This window comes from Candidatus Macondimonas diazotrophica (assembly GCF_004684205.1).
Taxonomy (GTDB): Bacteria; Pseudomonadota; Gammaproteobacteria; order UBA5335; family UBA5335; genus Macondimonas; species Macondimonas diazotrophica.
In genome coordinates this window covers 12,684-26,918 of the sequence record NZ_SRIO01000010.1, presented here as the reverse complement: position 1 = coordinate 26,918, position 14,235 = coordinate 12,684, and the positions used below count along the sequence as shown (strand labels likewise).

Sequence of the window (14,235 nt, the reverse complement as noted above, 5' to 3'; positions counted from 1 at the left end):
GCTGTTTGCCCCGTCGAGGGTCCTTGGGCAACTGCGAGCCGCGCCGCTTCACCGTCTGACCGAATTGCTGCACCACCATGTCTGATGTTCACTGGGATGAATTGGCCGCTTTGCTGCCGCAGGTGCGCAGCATCGATCAGCCGGCTCTGCGGCGCGCGCTACGCGAGCTCAAGAACCGGAAAAGCCGGCTGTCTGCCAGCGAGCTGGCCGAGCGTGTCGAGGCCAGCCGGGCCGCCTGCGCGGCGCGGCGGGCGCGGCTGCCAGCCTTGCAATATCCGCCCGAGCTGCCCGTCAGTGGAGCGCGCGACGAACTGGTTGCGGCCATAGCGACGCATCCGGTGGTGGTGATCTGCGGCGCCACCGGTTCGGGCAAGACCACCCAGATTCCCAAGCTCTGCCTGGAAGCGGGGCGCGGCATCCGCGGACTCATCGGCCACACGCAGCCGCGCCGGCTGGCGGCGCGCACCGTGGCGGCGCGGCTGGCCCAGGAACTCGGCTCGCCCTTGGGCGAAGTGGCGGGTTATCAGGTCCGGTTTGCCGAACAGCTCGGTCCCGATCCTTTCATCAAGGTGATGACCGACGGCATCCTGCTCGCCGAGCTGGCGCGCGACCGCATGCTGTGGGCCTACGACACGCTGATCATCGACGAGGCGCACGAGCGCAGCCTGAACATCGATTTTCTCTTGGGCTACCTCAAGCATCTTTTGCCGCGTCGGCCGGATCTGAAGGTCGTCATCACCTCGGCCACCATCGACCCGGAACGCTTTGCCCGCCACTTCGACGGCGCGCCGGTGTTCAGCGTGGCGGGGCGGACCTATCCGGTGGAGCTGCGCTACCGACCGCTCGACGCCGACCCCAAGGCGCTGCGCGATCCGACAGACGGTGTGCTGGCGGCGGTGGCCGAGCTGGACCGAGGTGGTCGCCAGGACATCCTGGTGTTCCTGCCCGGCGAGCGCGACATCCGCGAAGTCGGCGAAGCGCTGCGCCGGCAGAATCTGCCCGGCACCGAGATTCTGCCGCTTTATGCCCGGCTGGCCGCGCGGCATCAGGATCTGGTATTTCGGCCGCATCGGCAGCGGCGCATCGTGCTCGCGACCAACGTCGCCGAAACCTCGCTCACCGTGCCCGGCATCCGGCATGTGATCGATACCGGTGTGGCGCGCATCAGTCGCTACAGTCATCGCACCAAGGTGGGCCGATTGCCCATTGAAGCCATCTCCCAGGCCAGTGCCGATCAGCGCGCCGGCCGTTGCGGCCGCACCGCGCCGGGCACCTGCATCCGCCTCTACAGCGAGGCGGACTACCTCGCACGGCCGCGTTTCACCGACCCGGAAATCCAGCGCACCAATCTCGCGGGTGTGGTGTTGCAGATGAAGGCCCTGCGGCTGGGCGAAATCGAGGATTTCCCCTTTCCCGACCCGCCCGATGCGCGCTATGTGAAGGACGCATTGCAGCTGCTGCGCGAGCTGGGCGCGTTGGACGGCGCCGGGCAGCTCACCCGGCGCGGCCGGGATCTGGCGCGGCTGCCGGTGGATCCGGTGGTCGGGCGCATGGTGCTGGCCGGCGCCGAACATCACTGCCTGCACGAGGTGCTCATCATCGCCAGCGCCTTGGCGGTCGGTGATCCGCGCGAGCGGCCGCCCGAACAGGCGGCGCTCGCCGACAGCAAACAGGCCGTGTTTCGGCATCCCCGGTCGGATTTTCTGAGCTATCTGCGGCTGTGGGCGGCGTGGCGCGAGGCCGGCAGTTCGAGCGCGGCGCGGCGGCAGTTCTGTGAAGCGCACATGGTTTCGGCGCTGCGCATGCGCGAGTGGTCGGATGTGCACCGCGAACTGCTGCAACTGGTGCACGAGCAATCCTTGCGGGTGAATCAGAAGCCGGCCGAGGAAGCAGCCATCCATCAGGCCCTGCTCAGCGGCCTGTTGGGCCGCATCGGGCACAAGCGTGAGGAAGGCGATTACCAGGGCGCGCGTGGGGTGCGGTTTCACCTGCATCCCGGGTCCGGCCTGGCGCGCAAGCGTCCGGAATGGGTAATGGCCGCCGAGCTGGTGCAGACCAGCCGGCTCTATGCGCGCACTGTGGCGGCGATCGAGCCGCCCTGGGTCGAGGCTGCTGCCGGGGATCTGCTCAAGCGCAGCTATCTGGAGCCGCATTGGCAGGCGCGCGCTGGGCGGGTGGGCGCTTACATGCAGACCAGCCTGCATGGATTGATCCTCAGCGCCCGACGCCGGGTGGATTATGGCCCGATCGATCCGGTGCTAGCGCGGGAGCTTCTGATCCGCGAGGGCCTGGTGGCCGGGGAATGCCGTACCCGCGGGGGCTTTCTGGCGCACAATCGTGCGCTGTGGGCCGAGCTGCTCGAGGAGGAAGCCAAGCTTCGCCAGCCCGGTGCCTTGCTGGATGAAGAAGCGCCCTTCAACTTCTACGCGCAGCGCATCCCGGCGGATGTTCACGACATGGTGCGTTTCGAGCGCTGGCGGCAAGCCGCCGAGCGTGAGGATCCCGGGCGGTTGTTCATGCACCGCGAGGATCTGGTGCGCGCCGATTCGGCCTGGGCGGACAGTCGCGCCTATCCCGATCAGATGACGGTCGAGGGCATGCCGCTGCAGCTGCGCTATCGCTTCGAGCCCGGCGATCCGGAGGACGGGGTGACGGTGCAGATCCCCCAACCGGCTCTGGCGCCGCTGCGCGCCGAGTCGTTCGAGCGACTGGTCCCCGGGATGCTCGCCGACAAGGTGGAAGCCCTGATCCGCGGTCTGCCCAAGGCCCTGCGTCGTCATTTCATTCCCGCCCCCCATTTCGCGAAAGCCGCGACCGAGGCGCTGCTTGAGGAGGCGGACGTCGCATTGCGGCCCGGGCTTTCGCGGGCACTGGCCCGCATGACCGGTGTCGAGGTGCCCCCGGATCAGTGGCCGGAGGATAGCGTGCCCGACAACCTGCGCATGCGCTTCGAGATTCTGGGCCCGGATGGGAGCATTGTCGCTTCAGGGCGCGATTTGGGCGCACTACAGGCGGCCCATCACGGCGATGGCCGGATCGTGGCGCCTGCGCAAGCCGCGCCGGCAAAGGGCGAGGAGGTCGCGCGCTGGAATCGGGACCGGGTAACCGACTGGGATTTCGGCCCACTCCCCGACGGTGCGGTGGAGGTCGTGCGGGCGGGCTTGCGCGTGCCGGCCTGGCCGGCGCTCGCTGTGGAGGGGGATGCCGTGGCGCTGCGCCTGTTCGACCGACCCGAGGCCGCCCGGGCCGCTCATCGGGCGGGCATTCTGGCGCTGGTGCGTCAGCGCCTGGGCGCATCGATGCGTCTTCTGGAAAAACAGATGCCGCTGGCGCGTGAGCTCGGGCTCTTGTATGCGCCGCAGGGCCGTTGGGACGCGCTGCGGGCCGATCTGGTCGAGGCGGTCCTCAGGCGATTGTTCCTGACCCTGCCGTTGCCCCGCGATGCCGACACGTTCGCCGCCCGTCTCGACGCCGGCCGGCGCCAGCTCATGCCGGTGGCGGCGCAGGTGGCCCAGGCCGTGCACGCGGCGCTCACGGAATACAAGGTGCTGCGGCCTCTGTTGCAGGCAGACGCGCCAGAACCCCGACGCAGTGTCCTCGCCGACATCCGGGCGCAAGCCGAGTGGCTGATGGCGCCGGGGTTTGCGGCGCGCATCGAGGACCCCTGGCTCGGCCGGCTGGCGGTCTACCTCAAGGGCGCGCGGCTGCGGCTCGAAAAGCTGCCCGGACGGGCAGCGCGCGATGCCCAGTGGCAGGCGGCGGTCGCGCACTGGCTGCGACGCCTCGCCGAACTGTCCGCCACCGACGATCCCGATCGTGCGGCCCGGCGGGATGCACTGCGCTGGATGGTCGAGGAATATCGCCTGTCGTTGTTCGCCCAGGAACTCGGCGTTCAGGGTCGGGTGTCCGAGCGTCGTCTGGCAGAATTGTTCGAGGACTGTCGCTGAGCGGAAACAGTTGTTTGCACCGATTGCCGGTTCCAATCTGTAGGCGCCCCAAGAGGGGTATCGGATTGGAGTGTGACGCGCATGAAGCGGTTTTTGCTGGCAGGATTGATTGGCCTTGGATCGATGAATGCGCTGGCGGGTGACGAGCGGCGCGAGGCGATGGTCGCCGGCGCGCTGGGCGGTGCGGCCGGTGCCGTGATCGGGCAGCAACTCGGCGGCACCACCGGGGCGGCGATCGGCGGCGCCCTGGGGGGTGCACTCGGAGCCGGTTTGGCGGTGGATGATCACGATCATCGTTACCGACCCGCGCATCCTCATAGCTATCGCTCTGGAGCGCCGGTGGTCTATCGTCCGGCGCGGCCCGCCGCCGCTTATCACACCCATGATCATCGCTGGGCGCGGCGTGCAGCGCGCCATCACATGGCTCACCATCATCATGGTCATATCGCGCACCGCAAGGCGCACAAGGCTCACCGGCATGACGATTGGCACGATCATTGACCTGCCAACAGAATCCCGCGTGAATCCGGTTCATTCACCGTGGTGCCGACCGGCTCGTTTTGAATAGGGGGATAACGACAATGAAATCCAGTGTAGTACGTGCGGTCGGGCTCTTCGCCCTAACCGCGGTCGCACCCGTCATGGCTCAGAACGCCACCACCGAAGCGGCCATCGGCGGCGCGCTCGGCGGCGCCACCGGCGCCGTCATCGGCCAGCAGGTCGGCGGCCGCGAGGGCGCCATCCTGGGTGGCGCGCTCGGCGCGGCTGCTGGCACCGCGATTGCCGTCGACAAGGATCGGGATGGCCATCACCACCATTCGGTGGGTGGCTCGGCGCCAGCCGTCATCGTCGCCCCGCCCGCACGCGGGGGCTTCTGCCCGCCGGGGCAGGCGAAGAAAGGCAATTGCTGAGCCCTTGCGCCGCCTCCCCGGCGGCGCAGCCTTGCCCGCGTTACTGTGCAGAACCACGGGTGAGCGGTTGGTTACATGGCTGGTTCCGCCGTCGATCACTAACGCCACCCGAGTTCGGTGATTCTGTACTTAGGGTGCCAATATTCGAGGCGGTAGCACGGCCGCTGAAAACGCTGGCAATAGGCAAGAACCGTTTCGATGTCAGATTCGTTTTGCGCATTTGGTCCTAGGACGATGCCCGCCAAGCATTGATTCAGTTGCAGACTCACATCGCCGCTCTCCTCGGAGTAGAGCAACCACCGGTACTCTGACTCGTCCCTCCAGTCGATGCTCTTCCTGAACAAGGTCGAGCGAATCATCTCGTTTTCGTTGACCAGATCGAAAACGTTCACTGTGTCCCAATCGATGTCCGGATCGGAAGAAAGCGATGCGCCCCCACCTCCCTGGGAGAGCCAGGGATAATAGGCGACCTCTCCCTCAAGAAGATATCTCGGGTGTTCCGCCTTTTTTTTCAAAGCCGTCTGAACCTTGTTTCTGTCCAGAACGAGACACAGACCTTCGCCTTTTCCTCCGTACTGGGCCCACATCCGCGGCCGGCCGTAAGCCGATGACTCGACCGGGCAAAAGGTGTGTTCGCCCGCGATTCGGGTGCAGGTGCAAAGAATGCGGCAATTTTTCTGAAAGCGTTCTTGGGCTGCCGTGATTTTGGATTCGCGTCTGACGAAGTCGAGAGTTGAGCTCCCGTCTTCAACAAAAGAGTCGATCTCTATCCAGCCAAACGTACGTTCTCGCGGGTCGCAGAGACGCTCGACACGACCGAGGCGGAGCTCATTGCTCGTCAATATTTTCATGCCGGATTCGAAAGGGGTGTAGTGCGCGACGCACTTCTCGTCATCGATCTTGCGTGAGTGCGATTCGGTCATCGCAATGCGTTCCCTGGAATGACAAGCGGACGTAAGCTGGCCCAGCGGCGCTTATAGGGTGACGGACGGGTTACGACGTGATGCAGCCTAAAGGGCAGCTTTGCCGTAGCGGCGCACCACGTAGTCATCCACGATGCGCGAGAAATCCGCGGCGATGGTGTCGCCCTTGAGCGTGACGGTCTTCTCGCCGTCGACATAGACCGGCGCCACTGGCACCTCGCCGGTGCCGGGCAATGAAATCCCCACGTTGGCATGCCGGCTTTCGCCGGGGCCGTTGACCACGCAGCCCATGACCGCGACAGTCATGTTCTCCACGCCCGGATAGCGCTCGCGCCAGAGCGGCATCTGCTCGCGCAGGTGGCTCTGGATGTCGCGCGCGAGTTCCTGAAACACGGTGCTGGTGGTGCGCCCGCAGCCGGGGCAGGCGACGACGCTGGGCGTGAAGGCGCGCAGGCCCATGCTCTGCAGGATCTCCTGCGCCACTTCCACCTCGCGGGTGCGCGGTTCGCCGGGTTGCGGCGTGAGCGAGATGCGGATGGTGTCGCCGATGCCTTCCTGGAGCAGCACGGCCAGCGCGGCGGTGGAGGCGACGATGCCCTTGACGCCCATGCCGGCTTCAGTGAGGCCCAGATGCAGGGAGTAGGCGCAGCGACGGGCCAGCTCGCGATAGACGCGGATCAGGTCCTGCACGCCACTGAGCTTGCAGGAGATGATGATGCGATCGGCGGCAAGGCCCAGTTCCTCGGCGCGCGCCGCGTTGTCCAGTGCCGAGGCGATGAGTGCCTCGTCCATGACACGGCGCGGGTCCCACGGCTCGGGCCGGCGGGCGTTGTCGTCCATCATGCGCGCCAGCAAATCCTGATCGAGGCTGCCCCAGTTCACACCGATGCGGACCGGCTTGTCGTAGCGGCAGGCCAGCTCGATCATCTGCGCGAACTGGCTGTCACGGCGCTGGCCCTTGCCGACATTGCCGGGGTTGATGCGGTATTTGTCCAGCGCTTCCGCGCAAGCCGGATTGCTGGCCAGCAGCTTGTGGCCGTTGAAGTGGAAATCGCCGACCAAGGGCACGTCGAGGCCCATGCGGTCCAGCCGTTCGCGGATCCCGGGCACCGCGGCCGCCGCCTCGACCGTGTTGACCGTGATGCGCACCAACTCCGAGCCGGCGCGATGGAGCTGCGCCACCTGAATGGCGGTGGCGACCTCGTCGGCGGTGTCGGTGTTGGTCATCGACTGCACGGCGACGGGCGCGCTGCCGCCGACCGTCATGTTGCGAATGCGGACGGCGTGCGTGGGATGGCGTGATGGGCTTGTCGGATTGTCCATGATCGGAAGATTCTCGTGGGTCGTTCGTGCGGCCATGATAGCCCAACTGCCGTGGGGATTTTGCCTGTCGGTCGTGACGACACGGGTGCGTTTCATCCGCCCAGACCCAACAGCACCATGCCGCCCAGCAGCGCGAACAGCGCAGCGGCGAGCTGGTGGATGCGCCGGGTGGGCAGATGTTGCGCCAGCCGCTCTCCGATCAGGACGGCCGGGACGTTCGCGATCATCATGCCGAGCGTCGAGCCGCCGACCACCGGACCGAGCGCGGCGTAATGCGACGCCATCGCCACCGTCGCGATCTGGGTTTTGTCGCCCATCTCAGCGAAGAAAAAGGCGAGCAGGGTGGTGCCGAAGACACCCAGGCGGCGCGAAAGCCGCATCGTGTCGGAATCAAGCTGGTCGGGGATGAGCATCCAGACGGCCATGGCCAGAAACGACAATCCCAGCCCCGTGCGCAGGATGGCCGGATCGACCGCACTTGCGATCCAGGCGCCCAGGCTGCCGGCGAGGCCGTGATTGAACAGGGTGGCCGTAAGGATGCCCAGCATGATGGGCACGGGACGCCGGAAGCGCGCCGCGAGGATAAAGGCGAGGAGCTGAGTCTTGTCGCCGATTTCGGCCAGCGCGACCAGACTGGTGGAGACGAAGAACGCTTCCATGAACATCCCCGGCCGGAACGACATCGATGACCACAGCGCTACCCCGGCCTGCGGCGGCGCTGTGGTCAACGGTCTTGCCAGGTGCGGGACTGCCTGCGCCATGGCCGATGGGGCCAAGTGTGTTGACGCAAGCCTCTTCCGGTGGAAGAGCGGCTACTCCCCGATGACGGCTGCGATTCTAACGCAGCGAGGTTGCCGAGCCCAGCGCTTGGCTGTCCGGATCAGGACGCCTCCGGATCGGCAGAAGGCGGTGTATCGGCTACCACCGCCAGGGCTTCCGGCGAGGTGCGCACCATCGGTGCGAAGTGCGCGTGGTCTTCCAACGCGACCGGCGGCGCCTGCCGGATGCGCAAGGCCACGAAGACCGCCAGCGAAGCGAGCGCGACGGCGAAATAGATCAACAGGCTGCGAGGACCGAAGCTGCCGATCAACACGCCGACCAGGGCCGGGCCTGCCGCGGCCCCGAGTCCGTGCAACAGCAGCAGACCGCTGCTGCCCTCGAGCGCTTCTTCCGGCTGCAGGTGATCGTTCATATGCGCCACACTCACCGGATACACGCTGAATGCCAGCCCCCCGAACAGGAACGTGGCCAGCACCAACCCGAAAACGGGGCCTTCGGTAAGCAGCAGGGTTACCAGGGCAACCAGAGCGGCGGTTGCGCCGATGACCGCCAGTACCCGGCGACGGTCGACCCGGTCGGACAGGTGCCCGATGGGCCATTGCAGGGCGGCGCCACCGAGGATGGTGGCGCTCATGAACCCGGCGACTCCGGCCTCGTCCAACCCGATGCGCAGGGCAAAAACCGGTCCCATCCCCCAGAACGCACCGATAATGAGCCCAGAGGCCAGCGTTCCGCCGACCGCAGCAGGTGAGGCGCGGTACAAAAAGCGCAGGCCCAGGCGCGGCGTTCGGGCCAGCTGCGGTTGGGGGATGCTGGTGAAAGCGATCGGCAGCAGCGCCAGAGACATCAGCATCGATGCGATGGCGAACAGTGTGAATCCGGCGGGGTCGGCATGGGTGATGAGGGCCTGACCCAAGGCCAGGGCGAACAAGGTCACCACCATGTAGGCACCGAAGACCTGGCCGCGTCGGGCATTGGGGATCGAGGCGTTCAGCCAGCTCTCGATCACCGTATAGAGGCCTACCTGACAGACGCCGCTGACGACGCGCAACGCCAGCCAGAAAAAGGGTTCGATCATCAACACATGCAGCAGAGCGGCTACCGCGGCGATCGCCGCGAAGATGGCGAATGCCCGGATATGTCCCACCCGGCGAATCAGCGTTGGACAGATGAAGGTTCCCCCGAAGAAGCCGACGAAATAGGCGGACATCACCAGGCCGATGACCGGATCGGAAAAACCGTCCATACCCGCCCGCAGGGCGAGCAGGGTGCCCAGCAGGCCATTGCCGATGAGCAGGATGCCAATGCCAAGCAGCAGGGAAACGATGGGTAACAGCGTGGACAGCATGATCGTGGAATCTGGCGCAAAAAGGGGCGGATACGGGGGTCGACGTGCCGGCGGGCGCTAGCCTTGCCGCAGTCGTTCGGCCCGCCCAAGCATACCGGACTTGGCGCCATTAATCCCACGGATCGGCTGCTGTGCGAGGGGCGATCGCATTCATCGGGTTTTTTTGGACCCGACGGTTTCGGCCGGCGCTGACCCTCGCGATCGCCCCGTGTTGGCTAGCCGCGCGCGCCGACGGCGCCGGATTCGTACCAGTCTTTCGAGGCGTTGACCACCCGCACGACCAGCAGCATGACCGGGACTTCGATCAACACCCCTACGACGGTCGCCAGCGCCGCGCCGGATTGAAAGCCGAACAGGCTGATGGCCGCCGCGACCGCCAGCTCGAAGAAATTCGATGCGCCGATCAGGGCTGACGGGCAGGCTACGCTGTGTTTCTCGCCCACCACCCGGTTGAGCCAGTAGGCCAGTGCGGAATTAAAAAACACCTGGATCAGGATCGGAACCGCCAGCAGGGCGATGATCAGCGGTTGCTTCAGGATCGCCTCGCCCTGGAAGGCGAACAGCAGGATCAGTGTGGCAAGCAGCGCGGCGATTGACCAGGGGCCGATCCGCGCCATGGCGGCATCGAATGCTTCGGGTCCCCGGGCCAGCAGGCGTCGGCGCCAGAGCTGCGCGAGGATGACCGGAACGACGATATACAGGCCGACCGAGGTCAGCAGGGTGTCCCAGGGTACGGTAATCGCCGAAATTCCAAGCAGAAAGGCGACGATGGGTGCAAATGCGAACACCATGATGGTGTCGTTCAGGGCTACCTGAGACAGGGTGAACAAAGGATCGCCATTAGACAGCCGGCTCCACACGAAGACCATGGCCGTGCACGGTGCAGCGGCCAGCAGGATGAGGCCGGCGATGTAGCTGTCGATCTGGTCGGCCGGCAGGATCGGGGCGAACAGATGACGCAGGAACAGCCAGCCGAGAAAAGCCATCGAAAACGGCTTGACCAGCCAGTTGACGAACAGCGTGACGCCGATCCCGCGCACATGCTGGCGGACCTCATGGATTGCGCCGAAGTCGACCTTGACCAGCATCGGGATGATCATCACCCAGATCAGCAGGCCCACCGGAAGGTTGACGCGCGCTACCTCCAGGCTGCCCACCCAGCGAAACAGCTCCGGTGCGACCTGACCGGCCAGAATACCGGCGCCGATGCAGAGAAACACCCATATGGTAAGAAAGCGTTCGAACACACTCATGGGTTCACCCGCGGCGGCTTTGGCGGTGACTTCACACTGGGCCGACATGACGGATACTCCTTAAAGTTCGAGGGCTTCGCGAACAGCGGGAACCAGGCGCGCGCGGATGTCGTCACGCACCGCTATGAAGCTGGCCAGCGGCTCCCCGTGCGGATCGTGAAATCCGACATGGATCCGTCTGACCGGCCGGGGAAATATGGGGCAGGTCTCCCGAGCGTTGTCGCATACGCTCACCACCAGATCGATGTCCTGATTCAGGACCGCATCGACCGTCTTGGGGTACAGGCTGCCGGTCGGCAGTCCGGCGAGCCGCAAGGCCTCGAGCGCACCATCGGCGACCTTTGGTTGCGGCGCGGTGCCGGCCGAAATGGCACGCACCAGGCCGTCGAGGTCATGATTCAGGATGGCTTCACCCATCTGGGATCGGCAGGAGTTGCCGGTGCAAAGGACGAGAACGGTTTTGGGTGTGGACACGATGCGTCTGCCTTCTGAAAAAGGGGATGCCAGACGGTGGGGCCGCGGCTTGCATCCGGAAGTGGCCGCAATTGGATTATTCCATAGTTCGCAATTTATGGAAATATCGGTGCCGCTCTATTCTCGGCTTGCCGGGCCGGGCGGCGCACCGAATTCAGCCAATGAGCGCGAAGCGAGCCCCTTGGGGGTCGACGGCATGGAGGATCCGGTCGCCGTCCGGAATCGTTACCGGCCCCATCCCGATCTGCCCACCACCGGCGCCGATGCGCTCGACCGCCGTGTCGAAATCAGCCACGCGAAAATAGTACGTCCATTGCGCGGGCGCCGCATCCGGGCTCGGATTCAGGGCGCCCAGCCCGTAGCCGTGGCGAAGGAACTCATAAGTGCCGTTGGGTCCCTGATCCATCTGGCCATCTTTCACCCAGCCGAACTGGGCGTTGTAGAACGCCAGCGACGCCTTGGCGTCCGGGGTGGTCAGTTCGTTCCACGCGCAGTGACCCGGCCGGGGCAGGTCATGGGCGAAGGCCAGACTGTCCTGTGCGTCCAAGGAGTGCATCAGATAGAACAGGGCGCCCTGCGGGTCGGCGACCAGTGCGATGCGGCCCACACCCGGCAGGTCGGCGGCTGTCATCAGCACCCGGCCGCCGGCGTTCTGGAGGCGGGTGACGGCCTGGTCCACATCGTCGACTTCGATATAGCCCAGCCAAATCGCCCGCGCGCCGCCGTCGATCATGGCCGGGGTCAGCGGCATGATCCCGCCGATCTGATGGCTGGCGTCGGACTCGGCCGCCTGCGCCGACAGGACGCGATAGTCGAGACCGGACAGGTCGCCCCGCGCTATCTGCCACCCCACCACCTCGCCATAAAACCGCTGCGCTGCGTCGGCATCGGGTGTGAGCAGTTCGTACCAGACAAAATCGCCGTGTTTGTTGGCCATAGCGCGCTCCAGAACCACGGTCGTGGTGTTGCCGTGGGGCGGTGTCGGGCGAACACATGGGGTGGGAGGCTGCGGCTCGGCCCGGCAACCGCCGGCGCGGTTGCGGCAGGGCAGCCGCAGCGATGTCCCCGAAGGCCCGGGTCGGGGTGGTGACGACAAACCATGCCATCTTCACCTGCCCGGTATCAAAGCACATTCTCCCAGGGACATTCATGACAAACTGATTTCCGCAGGATCGATAGCGGCGGTTGACGGCGATGGGCTGTTGTTTTTCGGGACACCTCGCCCGCTAAGGCCGTTCATTCGCGGCGCCGTCGGCTGCGAACCATTGCTCAATGAACGCCACGCACGCCGAGACCTTGGGCGGCACGTGGCGCCGGGCCGGATAGGTGGCATACAGGATCAGCGGTGGGCGCGGATGATCGGCCAGCAACTCGACCAGGGCCCCGCTGGCCAGGCCGTCGCCGCAGACAAAGCTCGGCATCATGGCGATGCCGTGCCCGTCGAGGACGGCTTGCCGGATGAACAGGGTGTTGTTGGCCCGGAGTCGGCCGCCGATCTGCACCCCATCTCCGATTGGCCAGACCGTACCGCCCCGGAAGTGGCGGTAGACGTAGCAGTTGTGACGGCTCAGGTCGGCGGGGGTGCGGATCGGGGGGTGACGCGCGACGTATTCGGGGGCGGCGCAGACATGAAAGCGGAAGGTGGCGACGGCCCGGCCGACGTAGCTCGAGTCGAACGGGCGGCTGGCTGCGCGGAATCCCAGATCAAAGCCTTGGGTGATCAGATCGACCCACTCGTCGCTGAGCTCGACGTCCAGTTCGATCTCGGGATATTGCGCCATGAAGGCCGAGAGTGCCTGCGACAACTCGGTCAGACCGAGGGACATGGACGCGTTGACGCGCAGTTTGCCGCGCGGCGCGCCGTCCAGAGCCATGAGTTCGGCCTCGACCGATTCCACCTGAGCCAGAATCGCCCGACAGCGCTGCAGATAATCCTGTCCTCGTTCCGTCAACTCGAGCCGGCGGGTACTGCGCTGCAGCAAGCGGATACCCAGCGCGGTTTCCAGACGGGTCATCTCCTTGCTCAACACCGATTTCGACAGTGCCAATTCATCGGCCGCGCGACTGAAGCTTCCCAGCTCCGCAATGCGAACGAACAGTTGCATGGCCCGTAGCTTGTTCATGAATGTTTCCGAAATGGCAACAGTGCATGTACAGAATACGGATTTTTCGAATTTCGTTTCCGAACTACGCTGCACCGACGTCGACCCTCCCGTCGACGATGACGTAATTCGGAGGTTTTCAGTCCCATGTACACACTCTATTTTCTGCCCGGTGCCTGCTCTCTGGCCACCCATGTCATGGCGCGCGAGTTGGGATTGCCGATCGAGCTGGTCGACAAGCGGGGGGTTGCCGACTTCTCGCGCATCAATCCGGTCGGCACCGTCCCGGTGCTGGTGAATGGAGATCGGGTGCTGCGCGAGGGTGCGGCGGCGATGATCCATCTGCTGGAGGCCGCGGACAGCCCCTTGCTGCCCCGGTCCGGTCCGGCCCGCGACGCGGCGATCGACGCGATCATGTTCGCCAATGCCACCGTGCATCCGGCCTATGGGCGGCTGTTCTTCCTGGCAAAGTCGATGGCAGCGGGGCCCGCTAAAGCGCAAGCCATGGCAGCGGCCGCCGATGCGGTGAGCGTTCTTTGGGCCACGGTGAACACCCGCTTGGGTGAGCACATCTTCCTGGGCGGCAGTGAACCCACTGCGGCTGATGTGATGCTGACGGTGTACGCACGCTGGAACGCGCAATTCCCGGTCACGATCGAGCTGGGTGAGGCGGTCAAGCGCATGACCGCTGCGGTGATGGCGCGCCCGAGCTTTCAGGCCGGACTGGCCGAAGAGCAAGCCAGGGCGGTGGCATGAGCGGCACGGAATCGTTGCGTGGGCAAGCGGATCTGGCGGCGATTGCTTCGTTGGTGCGTGCCTATTGCAAAGGCCTGCACCAGGGCGATCCCGCCTTGCTTCGGTCGCTGTTCGATCCACAGGCGGCGCTGCAGGCCCCCGGGCTCCGGCGCAGCCTCGATGCGTGGCTCGCGATGGTAGCCCGGCGCAGCTCGCCCGCGGTGCGAGAGGACCCCTTCGCCTACGGGATTCTGGGTATCGACCTGATGGGCGACCAGGCCCTTGCGAAAGTCGACTGCCCCTTGCTGGGCGATCGGTTTACCGACTGCCTCAGCCTGCTGCGGGAGGATGGGCAATGGCGCATCGTCAACAAGATGTACGCGCCCCGTGCCTGAGGCCGCTCCACACCGGTACGATGCGGCTGGGCGCTGGCGGCGCG

Annotated in this window: 13 protein-coding genes and 1 riboswitch; of the genes, 5 read left to right on the top strand and 8 right to left on the bottom strand. The window is 65.7% G+C overall.

Features of this window, described 5'->3' with window-relative positions:
* The first annotated feature begins 77 nt into the window (after positions 1-77).
* The 3 genes from hrpA (at position 78) to E4680_RS08540 (ending at position 4,858) form a co-directional block, all read left to right on the top strand.
* Entirely contained in the window at positions 78-3,947 is a 3,870-nt protein-coding gene (gene hrpA, locus E4680_RS08550) for an ATP-dependent RNA helicase HrpA (RefSeq protein WP_135281993.1), read from the top strand.
* Between the two features lie 81 nt (positions 3,948-4,028).
* Positions 4,029-4,448, top strand: coding sequence for a hypothetical protein (locus tag E4680_RS08545; RefSeq protein WP_135281992.1), 420 nt, complete (start codon positions 4,029-4,031; stop codon positions 4,446-4,448).
* A gap of 80 nt (positions 4,449-4,528) precedes the next feature.
* Positions 4,529-4,858 carry a glycine zipper domain-containing protein gene (locus tag E4680_RS08540; protein ID WP_135281991.1) on the top strand — a complete coding sequence of 110 codons (330 nt, stop codon included), beginning with the start codon at positions 4,529-4,531 and terminating at the stop codon, positions 4,856-4,858.
* A 98-nt stretch (positions 4,859-4,956) separates the two neighbouring features.
* On the opposite strand, the gene E4680_RS08535 is transcribed toward E4680_RS08540, so the two are convergent.
* From E4680_RS08535 to E4680_RS08500, 8 genes are all read right to left on the bottom strand, one after another.
* The gene (locus E4680_RS08535; protein ID WP_135281990.1) at positions 4,957-5,781 is read right to left on the bottom strand and encodes a DUF2971 domain-containing protein; all 825 of its coding nucleotides are present in this window, start codon (positions 5,779-5,781) and stop codon (positions 4,957-4,959) included.
* A gap of 87 nt (positions 5,782-5,868) precedes the next feature.
* Entirely contained in the window at positions 5,869-7,104 is a 1,236-nt protein-coding gene (ispG, locus tag E4680_RS08530) for a flavodoxin-dependent (E)-4-hydroxy-3-methylbut-2-enyl-diphosphate synthase (RefSeq protein WP_135281989.1), read from the bottom strand.
* Between the two features lie 92 nt (positions 7,105-7,196).
* Positions 7,197-7,763 carry a TMEM165/GDT1 family protein gene (locus E4680_RS08525; RefSeq protein WP_135282066.1) on the bottom strand — a complete coding sequence of 189 codons (567 nt, stop codon included), beginning with the start codon at positions 7,761-7,763 and terminating at the stop codon, positions 7,197-7,199.
* A 4-nt stretch (positions 7,764-7,767) separates the two neighbouring features.
* Positions 7,768-7,937, bottom strand: a riboswitch (yybP-ykoY riboswitch).
* A gap of 47 nt (positions 7,938-7,984) precedes the next feature.
* Positions 7,985-9,232, bottom strand: coding sequence for an MFS transporter (locus E4680_RS08520; protein WP_135281988.1), 1,248 nt, complete (start codon positions 9,230-9,232; stop codon positions 7,985-7,987).
* 215 nt (positions 9,233-9,447) lie between these two features.
* Positions 9,448-10,533: an ACR3 family arsenite efflux transporter gene (arsB, locus tag E4680_RS08515; RefSeq protein WP_205688840.1), complete on the bottom strand. Its 1,086-nt coding sequence runs from the start codon at positions 10,531-10,533 to the stop codon at positions 9,448-9,450.
* Between the two features lie 12 nt (positions 10,534-10,545).
* Positions 10,546-10,959 (bottom strand): arsenate reductase ArsC, encoded by a 414-nt coding sequence (locus E4680_RS08510; RefSeq protein ID WP_240696161.1) that lies wholly within the window; start codon positions 10,957-10,959, stop codon positions 10,546-10,548.
* Between the two features lie 154 nt (positions 10,960-11,113).
* Complete coding sequence (locus E4680_RS08505; RefSeq protein WP_135281986.1) at positions 11,114-11,896, bottom strand: VOC family protein; 783 nt, start codon at positions 11,894-11,896, stop codon at positions 11,114-11,116.
* Positions 11,897-12,185: 289 nt separating this feature from the next.
* Entirely contained in the window at positions 12,186-13,082 is an 897-nt protein-coding gene (locus E4680_RS08500) for a LysR family transcriptional regulator (protein WP_135281985.1), read from the bottom strand.
* 126 nt (positions 13,083-13,208) lie between these two features.
* On the opposite strand from E4680_RS08500, the gene E4680_RS08495 reads away from it, so the two are divergent.
* Positions 13,209-13,817, top strand: coding sequence for a glutathione S-transferase family protein (locus E4680_RS08495; protein ID WP_135281984.1), 609 nt, complete (start codon positions 13,209-13,211; stop codon positions 13,815-13,817).
* Positions 13,814-14,191 (top strand): nuclear transport factor 2 family protein, encoded by a 378-nt coding sequence (locus E4680_RS08490; RefSeq protein ID WP_135281983.1) that lies wholly within the window; start codon positions 13,814-13,816, stop codon positions 14,189-14,191. Before E4680_RS08495 ends, E4680_RS08490 begins: the two co-directional genes overlap by 4 nt.
* The last annotated feature ends 44 nt before the right edge of the window (positions 14,192-14,235 follow it).

Coding starts and splice junctions, on each gene's coding strand:
- hrpA (WP_135281993.1), top strand. CDS start 78: ATGTCTGATGTTCACTGGGATGAATTGGCCGCTTTGCTGCCGCAGGTG.
- E4680_RS08545 (WP_135281992.1), top strand. CDS start 4,029: ATGAAGCGGTTTTTGCTGGCAGGATTGATTGGCCTTGGATCGATGAAT.
- E4680_RS08540 (WP_135281991.1), top strand. CDS start 4,529: ATGAAATCCAGTGTAGTACGTGCGGTCGGGCTCTTCGCCCTAACCGCG.
- E4680_RS08535 (WP_135281990.1), bottom strand. CDS start 5,781: ATGACCGAATCGCACTCACGCAAGATCGATGACGAGAAGTGCGTCGCG.
- ispG (WP_135281989.1), bottom strand. CDS start 7,104: ATGGACAATCCGACAAGCCCATCACGCCATCCCACGCACGCCGTCCGC.
- E4680_RS08525 (WP_135282066.1), bottom strand. CDS start 7,763: ATGGAAGCGTTCTTCGTCTCCACCAGTCTGGTCGCGCTGGCCGAAATC.
- E4680_RS08520 (WP_135281988.1), bottom strand. CDS start 9,232: ATGCTGTCCACGCTGTTACCCATCGTTTCCCTGCTGCTTGGCATTGGC.
- arsB (WP_205688840.1), bottom strand. CDS start 10,533: ATGTCGGCCCAGTGTGAAGTCACCGCCAAAGCCGCCGCGGGTGAACCC.
- E4680_RS08505 (WP_135281986.1), bottom strand. CDS start 11,896: ATGGCCAACAAACACGGCGATTTTGTCTGGTACGAACTGCTCACACCC.
- E4680_RS08500 (WP_135281985.1), bottom strand. CDS start 13,082: ATGAACAAGCTACGGGCCATGCAACTGTTCGTTCGCATTGCGGAGCTG.
- E4680_RS08495 (WP_135281984.1), top strand. CDS start 13,209: ATGTACACACTCTATTTTCTGCCCGGTGCCTGCTCTCTGGCCACCCAT.
- E4680_RS08490 (WP_135281983.1), top strand. CDS start 13,814: ATGAGCGGCACGGAATCGTTGCGTGGGCAAGCGGATCTGGCGGCGATT.